10 protein-coding genes and 1 rRNA gene are annotated in these 16,181 nt (G+C 73.9%); 8 read left to right on the top strand and 3 right to left on the bottom strand.

The window, feature by feature from the left end:
• Positions 1 to 298: 298 nt before the first annotated feature.
• The 4 genes from ITX44_RS14440 to ITX44_RS14425 all read left to right on the top strand — a co-directional run bounded on the left by ITX44_RS14440 (position 299) and on the right by ITX44_RS14425 (position 6,416).
• Positions 299 to 772 carry a MarR family winged helix-turn-helix transcriptional regulator gene (locus tag ITX44_RS14440; RefSeq protein ID WP_236060609.1) on the top strand — a complete coding sequence of 158 codons (474 nt, stop codon included), beginning with the start codon at positions 299 to 301 and terminating at the stop codon, positions 770 to 772.
• A 52-nt stretch (positions 773 to 824) separates the two neighbouring features.
• Complete coding sequence (locus tag ITX44_RS14435; RefSeq protein WP_205357613.1) at positions 825 to 1,757, top strand: NADP-dependent oxidoreductase; 933 nt, start codon at positions 825 to 827, stop codon at positions 1,755 to 1,757.
• Between the two features lie 129 nt (positions 1,758 to 1,886).
• Positions 1,887 to 5,681, top strand: coding sequence for an AfsR/SARP family transcriptional regulator (locus ITX44_RS14430; protein ID WP_205357612.1), 3,795 nt, complete (start codon positions 1,887 to 1,889; stop codon positions 5,679 to 5,681).
• Positions 5,682 to 5,699: 18 nt separating this feature from the next.
• Positions 5,700 to 6,416, top strand: coding sequence for a DsbA family oxidoreductase (locus ITX44_RS14425; RefSeq protein ID WP_205357611.1), 717 nt, complete (start codon positions 5,700 to 5,702; stop codon positions 6,414 to 6,416).
• A gap of 147 nt (positions 6,417 to 6,563) precedes the next feature.
• Here the strand turns inward: ITX44_RS14425 and ITX44_RS14420 are convergent, their stop codons facing one another.
• Both ITX44_RS14420 and ITX44_RS14415 read right to left on the bottom strand, forming a co-directional pair.
• A complete protein-coding gene (locus ITX44_RS14420) occupies positions 6,564 to 8,711 on the bottom strand; it encodes a sigma-70 family RNA polymerase sigma factor (protein ID WP_205357610.1) in 2,148 nt (715 codons plus the stop codon).
• Positions 8,712 to 9,064: 353 nt separating this feature from the next.
• Positions 9,065 to 9,913: a TetR/AcrR family transcriptional regulator gene (locus tag ITX44_RS14415; protein WP_205357609.1), complete on the bottom strand. Its 849-nt coding sequence runs from the start codon at positions 9,911 to 9,913 to the stop codon at positions 9,065 to 9,067.
• 293 nt (positions 9,914 to 10,206) lie between these two features.
• Here ITX44_RS14415 and ITX44_RS14410 point away from each other — a divergent pair, with 293 nt between their 5' ends.
• Both ITX44_RS14410 and ITX44_RS14405 read left to right on the top strand, forming a co-directional pair.
• On the top strand, positions 10,207 to 11,574 hold the full coding sequence (locus ITX44_RS14410; protein WP_205357608.1) for an NAD(P)/FAD-dependent oxidoreductase: 1,368 nt from the start codon (positions 10,207 to 10,209) through the stop codon (positions 11,572 to 11,574).
• 138 nt (positions 11,575 to 11,712) lie between these two features.
• On the top strand, positions 11,713 to 13,404 hold the full coding sequence (locus ITX44_RS14405) for an ATP-binding SpoIIE family protein phosphatase (protein WP_205357607.1): 1,692 nt from the start codon (positions 11,713 to 11,715) through the stop codon (positions 13,402 to 13,404).
• 54 nt (positions 13,405 to 13,458) lie between these two features.
• On the opposite strand, the gene ITX44_RS14400 is transcribed toward ITX44_RS14405, so the two are convergent.
• The gene (locus tag ITX44_RS14400; protein ID WP_205357606.1) at positions 13,459 to 14,760 is read right to left on the bottom strand and encodes an MFS transporter; all 1,302 of its coding nucleotides are present in this window, start codon (positions 14,758 to 14,760) and stop codon (positions 13,459 to 13,461) included.
• A gap of 129 nt (positions 14,761 to 14,889) precedes the next feature.
• Here ITX44_RS14400 and ITX44_RS42160 point away from each other — a divergent pair, with 129 nt between their 5' ends.
• Both ITX44_RS42160 and ITX44_RS14390 read left to right on the top strand, forming a co-directional pair.
• The gene (locus ITX44_RS42160) at positions 14,890 to 15,450 is read left to right on the top strand and encodes a MarR family winged helix-turn-helix transcriptional regulator (protein ID WP_205357605.1); all 561 of its coding nucleotides are present in this window, start codon (positions 14,890 to 14,892) and stop codon (positions 15,448 to 15,450) included.
• Between the two features lie 609 nt (positions 15,451 to 16,059).
• Positions 16,060 to 16,181: ribosomal RNA gene (locus ITX44_RS14390) — 16S ribosomal RNA — on the top strand; the annotation flags it as partial.

Here is a 16,181-nt window from a genome sequence, read left to right as displayed (position 1 = left end):
GGTCTTCGGCCGGGTGAGGTGCAATCGGTACGCCGCTTGCGCCGCACCCAGCTACCCGTGCGCCCGATCCTGCTCTGCCTCGGCCCCTGCTCTGCCTCGGCCCCTGCTCTGCCTCGGCCCCTGCTCTGCCTCGGCCCCTGCTCTGTGCAGGTCCCCGCTCCTGACCTGCGCTGCCCCGCCCCGCGCCCGCTCCTCCTGGCCCGCCCGGGCCGGCGATCCCTCCCCACGCCACGCAGTAGTCGTATAGTGGCATCATAATTAGCGCTAATATAGTTAGCGTGAATGGAGGTGGCCGCCCATGGACCTGCGGCAGGTGTTCGACGACCTGGTGCGCTTCGAGACCGACCTGTGGAACGAGATCGACGCGCGACTGCGCCAGGAGTGCGGGATGCCGTTGGGGAGTCTCAACGTGATGATGGTGGTGGAGCGGGTCCGCCCGTGCCGGGTGCAGGACGTCGCCGCGGCGCTGTCGATCACGGTGGGCGGCGTGAGCCAGGCCGTGGACCGGCTGGAGCGGGCCGGGCGCTGCATACGGCTGCCGAACCCGGACGACCGGCGGTCCTCGGTGATCGAGCTGACCCCGGAAGGCCGGGAGTTGCTGCGCGCGGCCGGGCCGGTCCTCGACGAGGAGCTTCGGGCGCGGCTCTCGGGGCCCTTGACCGCGGCGGCGCTCGACCATCTGGCCGGCGCGCTTTCCGCCCTGCGCGCCGCCGCCCCGCACCGGCCCCCGTCCACCGACGCCGCCGGTCAGCCGGACGCGACCCCGAGCTGAGTGTCCGAGCTGCCCCCACAAAAGCCACCAGCCAGAAACTGAGGGAGACCCCATGTCCACAGCACGCGCGGTCCGGTTCGACGACTACGGCGATCGGGACGTCCTCTACGTCACCGACGTGCCCATGCCCAGCCCCGGCGACGGCGAGGTGCTGGTCGAGGTGAAGGCGGCCGGCATCAACCCGGGGGAGGCCGCGATCCGCAGGGGCGAGATGCACGAGCGCTACCCGGCCACCTTCCCATCCGGCCAGGGCAGCGACCTGGCCGGGATCGTCACCGCGCTCGGCGCCGGCGTCACCCGGTTCGCGGTGGGCGACGAGGTCCTGGGCTACTCCTTCAGGCGGTCCAGCCACGCCACGCACACCGTGGTGCCCGCCGATCAGCTCGTCCACAAGCCCGCGGAGCTGAGCTGGGAGGCCGCCGGGTCGCTGTGCATCGTCGGGACCACCGCCTGGGCGGCGGTCCGCGCGGTGGACGCCAAGCCGGGCGAGACCGTCGCGGTGTCGGCGGCCGCGGGCGGGGTCGGTACGGTCACCGTTCAGCTCCTGGCGCTGCGCGGAGCCCGCGTCCTCGGCATCGCGTCCGAGGCCAACGACGCGTGGCTGACCGCCCACGGCGTGCGCCGCATCCCGTACGGCGACCGGCTCGCCGAGGAACTGGCCGCGGCGGCGCCGGACGGGATCGACGCGTTCATCGACCTGTTCGGCCCGCAGTACGTGCAGCTCGCCGTGGACCTGGGGGTGGCGCCGGAGCGCATCGACACCATCACCGCCTGGGCCAAGGCCGCGGAGGTCGGCGCCAAGACCGAGGGCAGCATGGCCGCCTCCACCCCGGAGGTGCTGACCGAGCTGGCCGCGATGGTCGCCGACGGCCGGCTCGAGCTGCCGATCGCGGCCACGTACCCCATGGACCGGGTCCGCGACGCCTATGCCGAGCTGGAGCTGCGGCACACCCACGGCAAGATCGTGCTGCTGCCGGGCGCGTGACCGGCCGACTCCCTGGCCGAACGGCTCCCGTCATCCGACCGTCCGAAAAACCCGCCCTGCCGTGCTTCGGCGGCGGCACGGACGGCCGTGGGACCGGATCGGGCGCACCGGATTGAGCACAATGGGTGCGTGCGTTACGCGGTGCTCGGGGTCACGGAAGTACGGGACGACGACGGGCGTCCCGTGCCGCTCGGCGGTGGCCGGCTGCGGGCACTGCTGACGGTGCTGGCCGTCAACGCCGGGCGGACCGTCACACCCGAAGAGCTGATCGACGAGGTGTGGGCGGGAGATCCGCCGGCCGACGCGCCCGGCGCGCTCCAGGCACTGGTGGGACGGCTGCGACGCGCGCTCGGCCGGGACGCGATCGCCTTCGAGCCGGGCGGTTACCGGCTGACCGCCGCGTCGGACGCCGTTGACCTGCACCGCTTCGAGCGACTGCTGCACGAGGGCGAGGCGGCCCTGACCGACGGGGACCCCGAGGCCGCCGCCGTCACCCTCGGCCGGGCACTCGCGCTGTGGCGCGGCCCCGCCCTGGCCGACCTGCCCGACCGCGCCGCCGCCACCCGCCCCGAGGCACTGCGGCGTACCGCCCTGCGGCTGCGCGCCGAGGCCGATCTCGCGCGCGGCCGGGCGGCGACCGCACTGCCCGTCCTGGAACAAGCGGTCGCCGACCACCCGCTGGACGAGGCGTTCCGGGCCCAGCTGCTGCGTGCGCTGCGCGCGACCGGCCGCACCGCCGACGCCCTGGCGGCGTACGACGAGGCCAGGACCGTACTGGCCGACACCCTCGGCGCCGACCCGGGGCCGGAGCTGCGGGCGCTGCGCGCGCAGCTGCTCCAGTCGCCGGAGGACCTGACCACCGGCGAGCGGGCGTCGGACCGGCCCGTGAACGGGCGGCCCCGGACGCCGCAGCCGCAACGGGTGCACGACCAGGACTGGGCGCCCGACGACGGCCGTCCGCGTATCGAGGCGCCGGACCGTACGCCGGCGCACGACGGTCCGACGGCCGCCCGCACGCGCGTACCGCCCTCTCCCGCGCAGCCGGGCGCCCCCGACCGCCCCCCGCCCCCGGCCCGCCCCGGCAACCTCCGCGCCCGTCTGACCAGCTTCGTCGGCCGCGAGGACGACCTGCGTGCCCTCACCGCGGCGCTGACCACCGCCCCGGCTGCGGACGCCGCCCATCCGGGGGGCCGTCGCCCCGGCGCGGACCAACCCGCCCCCGCCCGCCTGCTCACCCTCACCGGCCCCGGCGGCTCCGGCAAGACCCGGCTGTCCGTCGAAGCGGCGGAGGCCGTCCAGGAGGCGTTTCCCGACGGGGTGTGGCTGGCCGAACTGGCGCCGCTGGACGACCCGGCGGCCGTGCCGCACGCCGTGCTCAGCGCCCTGGGCCGCCGCGACACCACCCTGCGCACGTACGCCCGCGACCAGTTGGGGGACGGCGCGGCCAAGACGAAGACGGACGGCGAGGACCCGCTGGCCCGGATCGTGGAGCACTGCGGCCCGCGCCGATTGCTGCTGGTGCTGGACAACTGCGAGCACCTGGTGGCCGCCGCCGCTCACCTGGCCGCCGAGGTGCTGGCGCGCTGCCCGGGCGTGACGGTGCTGGCGACCAGCCGCGAGCCGCTGGGTGTGCCGGGCGAGGTGATGCGTCCGGTGGAGCCGTTGCCGCCGCCTACGGCGTTCCGGCTGTTCGCCGAGCGGGCCGCCGCGGTACGGCCGGGCGCCGCCGACGACTTGGACGCCGCCGCGGTGGCGGAGATCTGCCGCCGCCTCGACGGCCTGCCGCTGGCCATCGAACTGGCCGCGGCCCGGCTGCGCGCCCTGTCGCCGCGCCAGATCGCCGACCGCCTGGACGACCGGTTCCGGCTGCTGACCGGCGGCAGCCGCACCCTGCTGCCGCGTCAGCAGACCCTGCGCGCGGTCGTGGACTGGTCCTGGGACCTGCTGACCGAACCCGAACGCGACACCTTGCGTCGGCTGAGCGTCTTCGCCGGCGGCTGCACCCTTGCGGCGGCCGAGGCGGTGTGCGGACCCGACGCAATGGACGCGGTTTCCGGACTGGTCGACAAGTCCCTGGTGGTCGCCGACCACGGGCTGCCGGCCGGCACCCGCTACCGGCTGCTGGAGACCATCCACGAATACGCCGCGGAACGCGCCGGCGAGCGCCCCGGCGACCTGGCCGCCGCCGAGGCCCGGCACACCGCCTGGGTGCGTGCCCTGGTCACCGAAGCCGACCCGAAGCTGCGCGGCGCGGACCAGATGCACTGGCTCGCCGTCCTGGAGACCGAGCTGGACAACGTCCGCGCCGCCCTGCACCGCACCGTGGAGGCGGGCGCGGAGCCGGACGCGCTCGCCATCGCCCTGCGCATGGGCTGGTTCTGGTGGCTGCGCAACTACCGCGACGAGGCGGACGGCTGGCTGGAACGGGTGGCCGCGCTCGCCGGTGAGCCCGCGCGGCCGCCGTATCCCTCGCAGCCGTCGTCAGGCGCTCCGGATTCCTCGCACGCCGGAGAGCGCGGAGAGCCCGGAGAGCCCGGGGAGGCAAGGGAAACCGGGGCGGGCGCCGAGGGCGCCCTCTTCGGCCCCGCCCACCCCCTCCACTGGCCCCGTACCGACCTGAGCCTGCTGCGCTTCTTCGTCAACAGCGACCACGCCTCGGACGAGCAGTGGTCCTCCGAGGAGTCGCGCGCGACGGCCACCGCCCTTGCCGCGGCCTACCGCGCGGGCGGTCCGCCGGCCGCCCGTTTCCCGGGCCTGCTCTGGCCGTTCACCCTCTACGTGCTCGGTGACACCGCCGGCATCCGCGGCCGCATGGACGAGGTGGTCGCCAATTGCCGCGCCCATGGCGGCGACTGGGAGGTGGCCGCCGCCATGATGTTCCGTACCCATGCGACCGTCGACACCCCGGGCGGCCTGGCCGACGCGGAGGCCCAATGGGAAGAAGTGCGCGCCCTGGACGACCGGATCGGCGACCGCTGGATCCGCGCCCAGATACACGGCGCCGGCGGGGAGATCGCGGTGGTACGCGGCAGGTACGCGCAGGCGCGCGCCGACTTCGAGGCGGCGTACCGGCTGGGCCGCGAGCTGGCCGCGTACGGCGAGGGCGCGTTGCTGCTGGGCCGCCTGGCCGACCTGGCACACCGGACCGGCGACGACGAGCAGGCCGCGGAACTGCTGGACCGGGCCGAGGCGGAGGCCGAGCGCTACGGCGTGCACGACGCCCGTACGTACCTCCGCTACCTGCGCGCGGAGCTGGAGCTGCGGCACGGCGGGGTCGCCGCGGCCCGGGACCTGTGCGATCTGGCCGCCGGGCACGCCTCCGACGGCACCCCACCGCCGATGTTCTACGTCCTGCTGCTGACCCTGGACGCCCGCATCACCGCAGCCGAGGGTGATCCGGCGACCGCCCTGGCCGGACTCGCCCGGGCCGCCCGCATGGCCCTGGACACCAATTGCACCGAACAAGTGGTCGCCGCCCAGTTCGACGCCGCCGCCTCTGTCCTGGCCCACTCGGGTGCCGCGGGCCCGGCCCTGACCGTGGCCCGCGCGGCGGACACCGTACGGGACGTCGTACACGGCCACCTGCCCCGCACGGTGCCGGAGCAGGAGGCCGACGACGCGGTACGCGCCCTGGCGGCGGCCCGGCTCGGCGCCGACGAGCACGCGGCGGCCATTGCGGCGGGGGATCGGCTGGACACGGCGGGGTGGTGGCGCTGCTGGAGGAGCTGGCCGAGCAGGCCGGCCGGACCGGACGGTGAGGTCCGGCCGGACAGACGGCCGAACCGGGCAGGCAGGGCCCGCAGGACAGGCAGAGCAGGCGACAGGCAGCACAGCCAGGGCGGCGCGGCGGGAATAGCGTGCGGCTCCGGCCGGGTTGGCGATGGCGGCGGGGGACCGACGATGCACAGCCCCCACGTCCCCTGAGCACGGAAAGAGAACGCAGTGAAGGTCGAGATCTACTCCGACGTCGTGTGCCCCTGGTGCTACGTCGGCAAGGCCCGCTTCGAGCGCGCGCTGTCCGCATTCCCGCAGGCAGAAGGCGTGGAGGTGGTCTACCGGCCGTTCCAGCTCGATCCGGCGGCGCCCACCGCGCCCCGGCCGCACCGCGAGGTGCTGGCGGCGAAGTTCGGCCCGCAGGCGGTGGCCATGGACGAGCGCATCGTCGGGCTCGGCGCCGCGGAGGGTCTGGTCTTCGACTTCGACGCCGCGCTGGAGAACAACACGCTGCTCGCCCACCGCCTGCTGCGGCTCGCCCTCGACGAGTACGGGCCGCAGACGCAGGTCCGCCTCAAGGGCCGGCTGATGGCCGACCACTTCTCGGCGGGCAAGGACGTGGGCGACCCGGCCCAGCTCACCGAGGCCGCAGCCGCGGCGGGCCTCGACCGCGACCGGGTCACCGCCTTCCTGGCCGGCGACGAACTGCGCGAAGAAGTCCTCGCCGAGCTCGAAGACGCGCAGCGCCTGGGCATCACCGCCGTCCCCACCTACGTCTTCGAGGGCAAGTGGGCGGTCCAGGGCGGCCAGGAGACCTCCACCTTCCTCGCCGTCCTGGAACAGATAGCCAAGGAGACCGCCGCGGCGGACCCGGCCAAGGGCGCCGCCACGAGCGCCGCGCCGGACGCGGACGGCTGCGCGGACGGAGCCTGCGAGGTGCACTGATCCGGGGCGCGGATCGGCACGGTCCGCTTCCCGGAGGCGCGAGGCCGGTCTTGGTACGCGGCCGCCGCCGCGCGGGCGCTCCCGATACGACGGCGACCGCCCTCTTGGGCCGGCGTGGTGACCATCTCCTCGGCGATGACCGCGGTCTCAGCCGCAGGTGATCACCGCGTCGGCCCAGTCCGCCAGGTTCGTCAGGCCGTACGCGCCGCCGACCGGGGTGACCCGCAGGGTCAGGGTCCGGTAGCCGGCGAGGGCCACGTGGGCGGGGGCCGCGGGGTCCCCGCCGTGCAGGACGCCGGAGGTCCACAGGGTGACGCCGTCGCCCTCGACGGAGAAGCGCAGCCCCGCCCGGTCCCGGGCGGGCCGCGGCAGGTGGGTCAGGTCGTCCACCCCGACCCTGGCGTCGTAGCTCAGGCACGGCCGGTTCAGGTCGATGGTCAGCCGGGACGGCGCGTGCACGGTGACCCCGCGGACGTACTCGGTGCCGCCCACCGACAGCCCCCACCGGTCCCATCGCCAGCTCTGCGCGCCATGGGCGGCCCGGATGGTCGGCGTCGAACCGTCCCCGACACCGGACACGCCGAGCGTGTTGACCGGGTACTCCTTCGGGGGCGGCGGCGGCGCGACGGTCGGGCTCGGCGTCGGCGTCGGAGTGGGGGGCGGCGTCGGAGTCGGGCTGGAAGTGGGGCCGGATGTGGGTGTGGGCGTCGGGGTCGGAGCCGAGGTCGGGCCGGGATTCGGCGAAGACGCGGGCGGCGGCACGGTCGGCGACGGCTGCGGCGCGCCGGCCGGCGCGGGCACCACGGGGAACGGCTGCCGGGTGGGCGTCGGCGTGACCGTCGGTGTGGCGGTCGGCGTGGGCGTGGGCGTGGGCGGTACGACGGCGGGCCGCTGCGAGGGCCTGGCCGGGGACGGCGCCTGAGCGCCTGACGGCGGCAGTGGGGCGACCGGCGCGGCCGCCGACGGTTGGGCCTTGGCCTCGGGCCGCGGTTTGGCGTGGCCGCCGGTGAGGGCCACCGCGACCGCGGTCGCCGCCGCGGCCACCACCACGGCCGTGGCGATGCCCACCTTCATGGGCGCGCCCAGCCCTTCGGCCGCCGCTCCGCCCGCCGCGGCGCCGCTGCCGCCCGAACCCGAAGCCGCCGCAACGCCCCCGGCGGCACCTGCCGCGGCGGCCCCGCCGGCCACGACCGCGGCACCGGCCACCTTGGCGGCGGCAGCGGCGGCGAACCATCCGATGTAGGCAACCGGCAGCAGGCCCTTGAGCGCGGTGTTGAGATCGGCCAGCTCCGCGGAGGCGGCCGTGCAGCGGGCGCAGCCCTTCAGGTGCTGGTTCAGTTCGCGGTCGGCCCGGGTCCGCAGCGCACCACGGGTGTGCGCGCCGAGCCGGTCGGCGAATCGCGCGCAATCGCCGTCGGTCGTGAGCGTGGTACTGACGTGGGCCTGGAGATACGCCTGGCGCAGCCCTTCGCGGGCCCGGTGGGCCAGCACCGCGGTGGCGTTGGGCGTCAGGCCCAGCAGCGGGGCGACCTCGCTGGGCGATTCCTCCTCGACGGCGGTGTGCCAGAGCACGGTCTGCCAGCGCTCGGGCAGCGTGCGGAACGCCTGCACGGCCAGCGACCGGTCGGCCTCGCGCATGGCGCGCACGTCCGCGCCGAGCTCCGCGGTGGCCTCGGCGGTGCCCGCCCCGGCCGCGGAGACCGCGAACAGCGCGAAGTCCTCGACCAACTGCTCCCGCTTGGCGGTGCTGCCCCAGGTGGCGGCGACCCGCCGCACGGTGGTGAGCAGATAGGCACGCACCGCCGACTCCGGGCCGCTGCCGCCGCGGATCGCCTGGAGCGTACGGGCGAACACCTCGCCGGTCAGGTCCTCCGCGGTGTACGCGTCCCGGCAGCAGGTACGGGCGTACCGCCGCACCGCCTGCGCGTGCCGCCGGTACAGCTCCTCGTACGCGCCGTCCCGCCCGCCGCGCACCTGGGCCACCAACTCGGTGTCGGACAGCGCCTCATGGACGTCCGGACCGGGCGCGGGGTGCGGCAGCGGGCGCCCGGCGGCGCGTATCTCCGCCTCTTCCCCGTCGGCCGGCGCGGGTACGCGGGCGGTCCCGGCCGTGGGTCCGGCCGCGGGCGCGGAGGACTGCCCGGACTGCCGCTCCGCAGGTGCCGAGGCGCCGGCGGCGGGCTCGTTGCGCCCGACCGGGTCCCGCTGCCCGGGCACTCTGCGCGAGCGCTGCCCGTCACCCGTCTCGGGCGATCCCGGCGAAGGCGTGCCGGAGTCCCCGTTCGGCTCATTCACGGGGCAAGCCTGGCACACCGGGCAGCGGCACGGTCATGACATCCGACCGAACCACTCATCCGTGGCAGCACCGTTCACACATCCTTCGAGGTTCACCCGATCGAGACCTCCCCAGCGACGCTTTCCGCACCGAACCGGCGCACCGCGCGCCCCGAACCAGCCCGAACCGCGGGCGCGCCGCACCGCCGTACCGACCGCCGTACGGTCTCGCCCACGACACCAGGCCGCCCGCGCCCGGACCCCGCGGCGGGACGTTGTGGCCGGCTCACCAGGCACGCCTGACCGGGCGTCGGCGGACCCGTGCCCGTCCCGTTGCCGGTGGTACCGGGCGTGGGTCCGCCGAAGTGCCCTGATCAGCCGCGCTGTTCGACGGCCGGTTCACCTCCGAGTTCCGCACCGGCGGCGGGCAGCTCGGGGCGGGAGCGCAGGCCGTCGAGCAGGATGTCCAGCAGCCGCGCCGAGGCGGCGGCCTGCTGCTCGGCGTCCGGCAGGGCGGGCGCGGCGGTGGCGATGACCAGCAGCACATCGGCCACCGACACGTCGCGGCGCAGCTCGCCGGCCGCGCGGGCACGCTCCACGAGCTGACCGACGACGTCCAGCAGGATGCGTATCCCCTCCTGGTCGTCCCGGATGTCCCTGGTGTCGCGCGCCAGGTGCTCGGCGGCCACGGGGCCGCCGACCGGGGCCGTACGGCTGCGCTGCTGCGGCACGCGGGCCGGCTCCTCGCCGGCCGGCCGGTCGTACTCGGCGCCGGGCGAGCCCTGCACCCGCAGCACCTGCGGCGGCAGCAGCCGGCCGGCGCCGGACGCCGCGGAGGTGCGCAGGAAGCGGGCCAGCGCCGACCAGGCCTCGTCCTCCTGGCCGAGGGCGGTGCGGGCCTGCTCGGTCAGCCGTGCGGTCTCCTCCTCGGCGATCCGCCGGACCAGCACGTCCTTGCTGGGAAAACGCCGGTAGACGGTGCCGACGCCGACCCGGGCGCGGCGGGCGATGTCCTCCATCGGCGCGCCGTATCCCAGCTCGCCGAACACCTCACGGGCCGCCCGCAGTACGTGCTCGAGATTGCGCTGTGCGTCGACCCGCAGCGGGGCCGGCCGGACAGCGCCTTCACCCCGCCCTTCCAGGCCCGCGGCGGCGGTCGTCGCGGAGGTCGTTCCCGCAGTTCCGGATGGACCGGTCGTGCGCTGAGAGTCCTGAATGTGCATTGGCTTCCCCCGGAAATTCAATGTCTCCCCCCGGAGACTCCCCACCCTTGTGAAGATCAGCTGCGCGGTTCTCACGCAGTTCTACGAGATACGAACATAGTTGAGCCTGCGTCAAGAAGTAAGGGGGCGGCTTCTCCTCCGTGTCCCCGTATGCCGCGGCTCGGCCACCACCGGGCGGGGCGCGGCCTTTGCCCGGTGATGTGCGAACCACTCTCCTGGACGATAGCCGCTTTCCAAGAATGGTGGCGTCAGCCCTGTGGACAAACGGCTCAGGTCCATTGCGTCATGGAGCAATGACGGAGTCGGCAGCCCTGGCCAGCGCAAGCACCCCGCGTATTCTCGTCGTCGGCGGTGGTTATGTCGGGTTGTACGCAGCGCTGCGGCTGCAACGCCGGCTGCGGCGCGGCGAGGCCGAGATCGTGATCGTCGAACCCCAGCCGTACATGACCTACCAGCCGTTTCTCCCCGAAGCCGCGGCCGGCTCGATCTCCCCCCGGCACGTGGTCGTGCCCTTGCGGCGGGTGCTGCACAAGTGCCGGATCCTGGTGGGCGAGGTCCAGGCCGTCGATCACGACAAGCGGGTCGCCACCGTCAACACCCCGGCCACCGACGAGGAGGGCGGCCTCGGCCTGGAGATCCGGTACGACCACCTGGTGCTGGCGCCCGGTTCGGTCTCGCGCGCCCTGCCCGTGCCGGGACTGGCCGAGCACGGCATCGGCTTCCGGACCGTCGAGGAGGCCATCGGGCTGCGCAACCACGTGCTGGAACAGCTCGACATCGCCTCCTCCACCCGGGACGCCGAGGTCCGCGAGGCCGCGCTGACCTTCGTCTTCGTCGGCGGCGGGTACGCGGGCACGGAAGCCCTCGCCGAACTGGAGAACATGGCCCGCTACGCCCTGCGCTACTACGACGGCATCCGCCCGGAGGACATGCGCTGGGTGCTGGTCGAGGCCGCTGACCGGATCCTGCCCGAGGTCGGCGACGACCTCGGCCGCTACGCCGTGCGCGAACTGCGCGGCCGCAACATCGACATCCGGCTGCAGACCCGGCTGGAGTCCTGCGAGCAGCGCATCGCCACCCTGTCCGACGGCGACCGGCTGCCCACCCGCACCGTGGTGTGGACGGCCGGGATGCGGCCCGCGCCACTGCTGGCCGCCACAGGGCTGCCATTGGGCGACGGCGGGCGGCTGCGCACCGAGCCGACGCTGCGGATCGCGGGTACCGAGGCGGCCTGGGCGGCCGGCGACGCGGCGGCCGTGCCGGACCTGACCGCCGGCGAACTCGGCGTGTTCTGCGCGCCCAATGCCCAGCACGCCGTCCGCCAGGCCCGGGTACTCGCCGACAACCTCCTGGCGGACCTGCGCGGCCGCCCGATGGCCGAATACCGGCACCGGCACGCCGGGTCGGTGGCCTCCCTCGGCCTGCACCAGGGTGTCGCCCACGTCTACGGCCGCACCTTCAAGGGCTATTTCGCCTGGCTGATCCACCGCGCCTATCACCTCAGCCGGGTGCCGACCGTCAACCGCAAGGCGCGCGTACTGGCCGAATGGGTGCTCTCCGGGCTGTTCTCCCGCGAGATCGTCTCGCTCGGCTCGCTGGAACATCCGCGCGGGGACCACGGACTCGCCGCCGGTGCGGACCGGGCTCCCGACAAGCCCTGACGCGGCCCGGCGCCCGCGCCCCGCCGGTCCGGGCGCGCCGGCGCGATTCCCCCCGGGGCCGCGGTTCGGCCACACTGGTCGGGTGACCACGCGTGCACCAGCACTGGCAAAGAGTGACAAATACGAGGAATCGGACGTTTGAACCTTACGCGTTGGAGCGCCCGGCTCCCCGGAACACAGCGACGCGGTGCCGTACCGGCAGCACGCGGCAAGGCCGGTGAGGCCGCCGCCGACTCCGCCACCCCGGCCCGCGGCACCGGCCGCACCCGGGGCGGCGAGAGCGGGGACCCGGCGGCCGACGCCGGCGATCCCGCCGTCCCCGGCGTCCTCAGCCGGCTGCCGGCCCTCATCGCGGTCACCCACGGGCCCGCCCACCGCGTCGGCTTCGTCAACGACGCCTACACCGACCTCTTCGGCCCCCGCGGCACCGGCCGTCCGGCCCGCGACGCGCTGCCCGAACTCGCCGAGCTCGGCCTGCTGCCGCTGATGGACCAGGTGCACCGCAGCGGCCGGCCCCGCACCGTCAAGGCCCGCAAGGTCACCTGGTCGGACGGCACCTCACCCACCCGCCAGGGCTACTTCACCTTCACCTGCACCCCAGTCGACGAGGACGACCCCGACCCCGAACGCCGCGGCGTCCTGGTCTTCGCCGCCGACGTCACCGACCAGGTCCAGTCGGCGCAACGGCTGCGGGAGAGCGAACGCCGCCTCCACGAAACCGCCGTCACCCTCCAGCGCAGCCTGCTGCCTCAGGAACTCGAACAGCCCGACGACCTCCGCGTCGCCGCCACCTACCAGCCCGGCGGCACCGACGCCGCGGTCGGCGGCGACTGGTACGACGTGATCACCCTCGGCGCCGGCCGCACCGCCCTGGTCATCGGCGACGTCATGGGCCGCGGTGTCCGCGCCGCCGCCGTCATGGGCCAGTTGCGCACCGCCGTACGCGCCTACGCCCGACTCGACCTGCCGCCGCACGAGGTGATCCAGCTCCTGGACGGCCTCGCCTCCGAGATCGACCCCACCCAGATCGCCACCTGCGTCTACGCCGTCCACGACCCCAGCGAGGGCCGCCTTTCCTACGCCAGCGCCGGTCACCTCCCCATCCTGATTCGCGACCCCGACGGCACCGTCCATCGCGCCGACGAACCCACCGGCCCGCCCCTGGGCACCGGCGGCTGGATCCACTCCTCCGGCAGCATCCCGCTCGGCCCGGGCTGCACCGCGGTCCTCTACACCGACGGCCTTGTCGAACGCCGCCACCAGGACATCGACGAAGGCGTGGACGCCCTCACCGGCGCCCTGGCCGGCGCCACCGGTGCGCCCCAGGTGATCTGCGACCGCTTGCTGCGCGCCCTCGGCGTCACCTCGGAACACGACGACGACGTGGCGGTCCTGGTCCTGCAGTACCCCGACCACACCGGCACCGACGCCGAACTCTTCCGTAACGCCTCCCTGGACCTCCTCGGCGGCGTCGAAGCCGCGCCCCGCGCCCGCGCCTTCGCCTCCGGAGTGCTCGCCTCCTGGCGCTTCCCCCTCGAACTGCGGGACCTCGGTGTCCTGGCCGCCAGCGAACTCGTCGCCAACTCCCTCAAGCACGGCACCCCGCCGATGCGGCTGCGGCTGCGCCGCACCGACCGCCGCCTGATCATCGAGGTCACCGACGGCGACGAACACCTGCCGCGCCGCCGCCGCGCCGAGCCCGGGGACGAAGCCGGCCGCGGCATCTCGATCATCGCCACGATCGCCTCCGGCTGGGGCTCCCGCCGCACCCCCGGCGGCGGCAAGGCCGTCTGGTGCGAGTTCGCCCTCCCGGACCCGGTCAACGTCTGAACCCTCTGGACCGGTTGGACTCCCGGCGCACGCCGGGAGCGAGCCGGGAACGGGTCAGGCCGGCGTACGGTCGGCCGCGCGGCTGCGCGCGGTGGACCGGGCCACCACCCGCGCGTGCAGCGGACTGTCCTGCGCCGCAGTGATGTGGCGGGCCACCCGCAGCGCCATGGCCGAGATGCCCAGCGAGCACACCACCAGCATGGCGATGTACGCGGTGTACGCGCCCGCGCCCACCAGCACGCCGCCGACGACCGGCCCCAGGGCCAGGGCGAGCTGCTTCACCAGCGCGAACGCCGAGTTGTACTGCCCCACCAACCGGGCCGGCGCCAAGTCAGCCACCAGCGGCGACACCGTGGGCGCCAGCATCGCCTCGCCCAGCCCGAACAGCGCGTACGTCGAGATGATCGCGGCGACCGCCGCCGCGTGCCGGCCGTGCACCAGCCCGGAGACCGCGGCCACCAGCCAGGCCACCGTCCACACCACGCCGACCAGTGCGATCACCCGGGTCCTGCGCCGGTGCTCCACCAGTCGCAGCACCGCGAACTGGGCCAGCACGATCATCGCCGTGTTCGCCGCCAGAGCCGCGCCCAGCGTGGCCGGCGAGATCCGGGTGACCTGCACCGCGAACGCCGACAGCCCCGACTCGAACTGCCCGTAGCAGGCGAAGAACATCACGAATCCCAGCGCGGACATCGTGACCATCGCCCGGTCCCGGGCCAGCAACCGCCAGCCCCCGGCCGGCGCGGGCTCCTCGCACTCGGTGCGCACCGCCTTCTCCAGGTGCGGTGCCCCCGGCAGCCGTACGGTGGCGACGACCGCGCCCAGCACCAGGAACATCGCGGCCTCGGTGGCGAACAGCCGCAGGAACGACGCCGGGTGCGAGGTGTCCACGATCAGTCCGCCGAGCAGCCCGCCCAGGCCCAGTCCCAGGTTGTTGAGGAAGAACTGGGTGGCGAACGCCCGCGAGCGCGTGGCGGTGGTCGAGCACCACACGATCATGGTGGCCAGCGCCGGCTGCACCACGGCTATGCCTGCGCCGAGCGCGCCCGCCGCCGCCATGACCACCGGCTCACTGCCCGACAGACCCAGTCCCAGCGAACCGGCCGCCGCCAGCACCGAACCCGCGACCGTCACCGGCACCGGGCCGCGCCGGTCGATCATCCGGCCGGTGAAGGGCAGCACGAGGAGCGCGGCCACGGCGAAGACCGCCAGCACCGCGCCCGCGGTGCCCGCGCCCAGCCCGCGTACCTGCGCCACGTAGACAAACGTGAACGGCACGGTGAAGCCGTTGCCGAACGCGCTCAGCGCGTTCCCCAGCTGGATCCGGCGCAGCGCCGCGCCCATCGCGGTGGTCACGCTCACCTCCTTGATCAGGGCCTTGACCAGGTAGTCTTCGAGGTCAAGACTTCAACGCTAAAGTTTGATGCCTAAAGGCTACATGCAGAAGGGCTTTAGAGCAACGCTCTTTCGTGTCATACTCATTCCATGACCGCAGCCGCGGGCTCCACGGGAGCCCCCGAGGAGCTGGATCTCGACGCGCAGATCGCCGCGTACCAGCGCGAGTACCCCGAGGTCGACCCCCAGGTCGAGAAGGTGGTGACCGCCCTGGGCCGGCTCAACCGCCGGATGAACGTGGCCTACGGCCGCCAGCTCGTCGACCTCGGCATAAGCAACTCCGAGTGGGAAGTGCTCAAGGCACTGGTCGTCGTCGGCCAGCCCTACCGCCTGGGCCCCGGAGAGTTGGCCAAGCGGCTCGGCCTCACCCCGGCCGCCATGACCCACCGCATCGACCGCATGGTCGCCGAGGGACTGGTCACCCGCGAACGAGACGAGACCAACCGGGTCCGGGTCATCGTCGAACTCACCGACGAGGGCCGCGAGAAGTGGCTGGCGACCATGCGGCTCGCCTCCGCCTTCGAGGACGACCTCCTCCAGGACCTCACGCCGCTGGAGCGCACCATCCTCGGCGAGATCCTGATCCGCCTCCTGCGCCGCGTCGAGTCCTCCCAACCCGACGCCGGCGGCCGCCTGGAGGACCTGGACTGACCCGCCCCGGGCACCCCGCCGCCCCAGGCCAGGGGCCGGCACGCGCCGGCCATGTTTGACACGCGGCGGACGAGTACGTAACGTATCCCGGGTTGTCCGACGTGAGCGCCGACTTCGGTCGGTCCCCGGACGACCATCCCGGAACACCACTCGAACGGCTCAAACGACTCCGTATGCGGGGTCGTGTTGTCGTCTCTTCGTGTGTTGTTTTTGGGATTGGGTGTGGCGGATCGGAAAGCGGTCGATTTGGTTCGGACGCTGGAGGTCGGCTAAAGTCTCACTCGTCGGAACGGCCGAAGGGCCGGAAAGACAAGCCCCGCTGACTGGGGGTCAGGCACTGAAAAGGGTCTGATAGAGTTGGAGACACGACGAAGGGAAAGCCCGGAGGGGTGCTGGGGACAGCAACCGAAGGCAGCTTCCGTTCTTTGAGAACTCAACAGCGTGCCAAAAGTCAACGCCAGATATGTTGATACCCCGTCCCCCGCAATATTGCGTGGGATGTGGTTCCTTTGAAGAAATACACAGCGAGGATGCTGTGCGCGGGTCCGGACTATTCCTCCGGATGCCGTGCCGCTCTCGTGATGTGCCGAGCGTTGCTCGGGTAAAGCATTCACGGAGAGTTTGATCCTGGCTCAGGACGAACGCTGGCGGCGTGCTTAACACATGCAAGTCGAACGGTGAAGCCTTTCGGGGTGGATCAGTGGCGAACGGGTGAGTAACACGTGGGCAAT

Source organism: Actinacidiphila acididurans (genome assembly GCF_016918855.1).
Lineage (GTDB): Bacteria > Actinomycetota > Actinomycetes > Streptomycetales > Streptomycetaceae > Actinacidiphila > Actinacidiphila acididurans.
Note: the sequence above shows the minus strand (reverse complement) of the source record. Positions and strands in the feature narration are given on the sequence as shown.

Coding starts and splice junctions, on each gene's coding strand:
- ITX44_RS14440 (WP_236060609.1), top strand. CDS start 299: ATGGACCTGCGGCAGGTGTTCGACGACCTGGTGCGCTTCGAGACCGAC.
- ITX44_RS14435 (WP_205357613.1), top strand. CDS start 825: ATGTCCACAGCACGCGCGGTCCGGTTCGACGACTACGGCGATCGGGAC.
- ITX44_RS14415 (WP_205357609.1), bottom strand. CDS start 9,913: ATGCACATTCAGGACTCTCAGCGCACGACCGGTCCATCCGGAACTGCG.
- ITX44_RS14410 (WP_205357608.1), top strand. CDS start 10,207: ATGACGGAGTCGGCAGCCCTGGCCAGCGCAAGCACCCCGCGTATTCTC.
- ITX44_RS42160 (WP_205357605.1), top strand. CDS start 14,890: ATGACCGCAGCCGCGGGCTCCACGGGAGCCCCCGAGGAGCTGGATCTC.